Below are 4,607 nucleotides of genomic sequence, written 5' to 3'. Positions count from 1 at the left end.
GCTGAAAACCCGGAAATCTCAAAAAGTGTGTGGAACTAAAACGGGTGCGCTTACAATCCAGCTTCTTCAAATTGTTTTGCCCATTCATCCTGTGTTGCAATCAGTTCTGGGTTACAATTTATAAATGCACATTTAGCAATGAGAGCCGCCTGCGCATAGACACTCGTATCTTTTTTCGAACCAACAGGGAGGTAGTTAATCAATACTTGAGTATTTGAGGCCACCAAAATTTTGGCAATATCCTGAGAATTAACTTTATGGCATTGATTACTAACACTAATTTTTTGGAGAAGATTCTCACCTATCCCATCACTAAAAGAACCCGCACTGACTTTAACACCAAAAGGTTCGACCTTATGATAAACAGTTGTGACATTAGGTTCAGCGATGATTGCATCGGCAAGATCCTTTCCAATTTTGGTGATATTAACATCAAATGCTGCTGTAAACTCAATATCTTCAACAGCATAGCCACCAATAATTTTGGTCATAACACCATTCACAAGCTCCCTTTTTCCTTTGCTTTGAGCCACCAGTTGCACCAGACTTGACGCACAGTTACCAACACCTGAAATAGCAACCCGAATCTTACTTTGTTTGGTCATAATTCAAAATCCCTCTATAGCATTATCAAAAAAAATATTTATTAATGTAGACACAGTAATAGAACCTACTTATAGTGCGAGAAATATAAAATAAAAAAATTATAAAACATCATTTCCCATACACTATAAATGAGCACTATGAACATTTCGATATTACAGAACTTCAATACACCACTATATCTGAAAATTAATGATGGACTTCAACTGCTCTTTTAAACCACTCTTAAGCTCCAAACCTTGAGCATTTGTGAAATAATTTTCATTACAAAGCAACTGAATGCGTAAGTCTTTATATTTCGGTATGGCATTAACTCTCATTGCCATATTCATTGGCCAGCTATTCTTTTTATCAGTTACGGACTCTGTCGGATGAAATCGCCCTGCACTCCATATATTTTTAAAATGAAATTTTATATCTGTGGTTTTTTTATCAGGGTAATCAAAATGACGGAACGAACCTATATAACGCAAGGAAGAAGATTGTATTTCAGCCGTTTTGCGAAGTAAGTCACAAAAATCAGATGCTTTCACATCCTTCATAAATAATGCATAATCCTCAGCAAAATACCCCCCAAGCATTTTTCTGGCACTCGTCCTTCGCTGGTTATCTGTCATTCTTATAGCTAACTGGTTAACATCAAAAAAATGTGAAAACGCTATAGAAAATGCGGTCAGAATCCCTGTAGACATGGAAGCTTTACGTTTAATAAAATAATCAGATAAAATTTTCAACTCACATTCTGATAGTGTAAACTCGAAGCACATACCGTTAGCGCTGGTATTTTTTATTTTAGAAAATGGCAAAGGTTCATATGAAGAATATGCATCTAACCAAAAATTTTTAGCATCTATACAAGGCGTATTTTGCTGAAATCGCTCAGACTCAACAAATTTTTTATACTCCTCTATTTCATTTACCTCAAAAATAACATCTTCATTATTCAATGCAGAAATGAACGTTCGTGTAATCGCGTTTATTCCATAACCATCGACGATTGTGTGAGGTGCTGCGATACTGATATAGGTAACCCCGATGCATCTGACCACGGTTAGATGGCATTGATGTATTTGTTTTTCCGTATTTCCACCCAGTCTAATAATCATATCCTCTGTTTTTAGCGGCTCGTATTTTAGATACAGTAAGGCCTCTGTTTCATCCCTCATTTCTTTCCATTCAACTGGCCAAGGTGTAGATAAAACAAATTGCGACTTGGTAGATAAATCTAGTGCAACTGAGCTTAGTGGATGTTTTTGCGCAGAAAAATTCATCGCTTTTACAATGTGTTGGTCAGTGACTGAAGAGTCAATTTTAATCACCCTACGCAGGATAGGTAAATTAATTTTCATCTGTACACATTGCGCGGTTCTGAGTGGCACTCTAGTTTCGATTACCATTAGAAACCTCTATAATATTTTCTTTAATCAACTTATTCAGTCTTGTTAACCCAATACCAATACATGCTGTTTCGAAACCTTCCTCTTCTAGTCCAAAATTTTTAATAAAATGCTGCTTATGATAATTTATACTTCCAAATGAAACATTTGCTTCAGATGATATAAACTCTAACTTCGCATTTTCCTGTTTTTGTCTGTCAGACAAAAGATGGCGAAATCTATTGGGAACAAAGGAGTCCGTCGCGGGCTGCAACGTTACGGTACCTTTTAATATTGATAAAGAATGTAAAAAACGAGATGTTATTCCCTCAATACATTGGTCAATTTCATTTCGCTTTCCAAAAAGAACAAACTCACGAACCCAAAAATTCATTCTTCTATAAGAATCATAAAAAACCTCTTTACGATATACCTGGGTCAAAGAAGTTAATACAGTGAAATTGATTCCTTTAGATTCATTGAAGAGTGGTTCATATAAATTCAAACATGCTGCGGGAACAAAAAAAACATCTCCACCATCTAAGGTTTTACCGTTGAATCGCCCTGAACTCGATGCCGACAAGACATCAGAATTACTTAAATATCCAGGCCCACACAATTGATGACCAAAGTGATTAAAATATCCAAGTCGCTCTAGACTATCTTTATTAATGAGATTTTCTTCTGTAATGTTATGATAATCACCCCATAAAAAGTCAAGAATTTTATCAAGTTCTATTATTTCTTTAATATTGGACATTTATCCTCCTACCTTTGCTTAATCCCTTATTAATATTACATTCTCATGTATGCATCTGATTGCAGTTTGAATAATGAAGCATACTTTCCGTTCATGGACAATAATTCCTGATGAGAGCCTATTTCAATAATGCTGGCGTTATCCAAAACGAAAATAATATCCGCCAAATTTGTTGCAGAAAACCGATGCGATACTAAAATAACGATCCCACCATTTCTTTTTATTTTTTGCGTTCTTTTTATGAACAATTCAAAAATTTTACTTTCCGTTAACGGATCAAGCGAAGCTGTTGGTTCATCCAAAATGGCAATCTTCGCATCATCACGCATTAATCCTCTGGCAATAGCAACTCGTTGCCATTGTCCATAAGATAAATTTACTCCATTAAAGGTTTCACCAAGCTGAGTATCAAGATGATGTGAAATGTCTCCGGATGTAGTATCAAGCCGCGTCATATTAATCGATTTGATGATATGTTCATCATCATTAATTCTTCTGAGATCTCCGATACCCACGCTTTCTCGCAACATAGAATATAACTGCACAAAATCTTGGAACGTGCATGTACATCGAGAGTGCCATTCATCAAGATCTATATCACGAAGATTATTCCCATCTATATATATATCACCTACTGTCGGGTACTGTAGCCCACTTAATAATTTAACTAATGATGTTTTCCCTGCTCCATTTACCCCAACGATACCGATAGAAACGCCCCAGGGAATATGCAGATTTATGTTTTTCAGTATATCATGATTATTATTTTTATATTTGAAAGAAACATCCTTGAACTCTATGCCTCGATTTCGCTCTTTACCAAGGGATATGATTTTTTCATTTTTATTCTCAGCAAGTCTCCGTAACCAATGATAGTGTGTTGTGGCTAAACCACCATCGGCGACCTGAGACATTGCCTCTACGCCTTCATTCAGTTGACGCTGTAATTGTCCTACTAAAGAAATCAATAAAACCAAATCACCAGGATGGAAATTATCAGCATCATAATCAATTGCTAATTTAACTAATACACATCCAAATAATAAATAAAACACAAGCCAACTAGTCATCTCGGTCAGCACCCCTTGGAATATCGCCTTCGCCTCAATATTAAGCGCTTTTGTCCAAAGCTGACTGGCGATATTACTCATTTTTTTACCATTACCAGAAATCCAAATTTCCTTACTCTTTACTGGGTCTAAATAGATGTCATGTAATGAACCTTCACGTCTAAGTATCTCAACATTGTTTTCCAGCGCGTTACGTCGAAAACGCTTAGCCATATTGGAAAAAACTAAAATAAGAAATCCCATTAATGGTAATGAAGTAAAAAACGGATCAACCCTTGCCAACAACCAAACACTAAAAATAATACTTAATAACGATGATAATTATTGTACTAGCGCCCATCCTGTATTAGCCAGCGCTAAGGTTCCGCGCTTAAGTAATGCTATCTTATTGACATATTCTCCATTTTCAAGATGGGTAATCGTCGGAATGCCAGATGTCATTTCAGTAATTTCTTGCTCGACAGCAAAATGGATTCTGTTCGAGAGATCATTTTTATAGTTATGCGAGAACCGATGACCAATCAGTTGCATTCCATATGCCCAAGCGCCTAAAGCCACAGCAATCAGTAATTTGTTATATTCTCCTATATAAGCAGAATCAATAACCCATCGCTGCGACAGTGCGATAAGCGAGATAACACCAGCCTGTATAAATGTCATACAGGCAACAAGAACCGTTATTTGTGGATCAGATTTAAAACTTAACACTAATGTTTCGTACGCAGTCTTGCATGTATTCACAATGAATCGCTACGGGTAATCTAGACACTTTCGAGTCGTTGATAATACTGCTGTTCA

The 4,607-nt window shown here is 36.2% G+C and carries 5 protein-coding genes; all 5 read right to left on the bottom strand.

Annotated elements, in window-relative coordinates:
* Positions 1-50: 50 nt before the first annotated feature.
* Entirely contained in the window at positions 51-605 is a 555-nt protein-coding gene (locus tag ACKQAD_RS20115; RefSeq protein ID WP_409161735.1) for a hypothetical protein, read from the bottom strand.
* Between the two features lie 174 nt (positions 606-779).
* Positions 780-1,952: a condensation domain-containing protein gene (locus ACKQAD_RS20110; protein WP_409161734.1), complete on the bottom strand. Its 1,173-nt coding sequence runs from the start codon at positions 1,950-1,952 to the stop codon at positions 780-782.
* 31 nt (positions 1,953-1,983) lie between these two features.
* The gene (locus ACKQAD_RS20105; protein ID WP_409161733.1) at positions 1,984-2,739 is read right to left on the bottom strand and encodes a class-II aminoacyl-tRNA synthetase family protein; all 756 of its coding nucleotides are present in this window, start codon (positions 2,737-2,739) and stop codon (positions 1,984-1,986) included.
* 35 nt (positions 2,740-2,774) lie between these two features.
* A complete protein-coding gene (locus ACKQAD_RS20100; RefSeq protein ID WP_409161732.1) occupies positions 2,775-4,091 on the bottom strand; it encodes an ATP-binding cassette domain-containing protein in 1,317 nt (438 codons plus the stop codon).
* A 39-nt stretch (positions 4,092-4,130) separates the two neighbouring features.
* A complete protein-coding gene (locus tag ACKQAD_RS20095) occupies positions 4,131-4,517 on the bottom strand; it encodes a hypothetical protein (protein ID WP_409161731.1) in 387 nt (128 codons plus the stop codon).
* Positions 4,518-4,607 lie beyond the last annotated feature (90 nt).

The sequence above is a fragment of the Pectobacterium artocarpous genome (genome assembly GCF_046159765.1).
Classification (GTDB): domain Bacteria; phylum Pseudomonadota; class Gammaproteobacteria; order Enterobacterales; family Enterobacteriaceae; genus Pectobacterium.
Note: the sequence above shows the minus strand (reverse complement) of the source record. Positions and strands in the feature narration are given on the sequence as shown.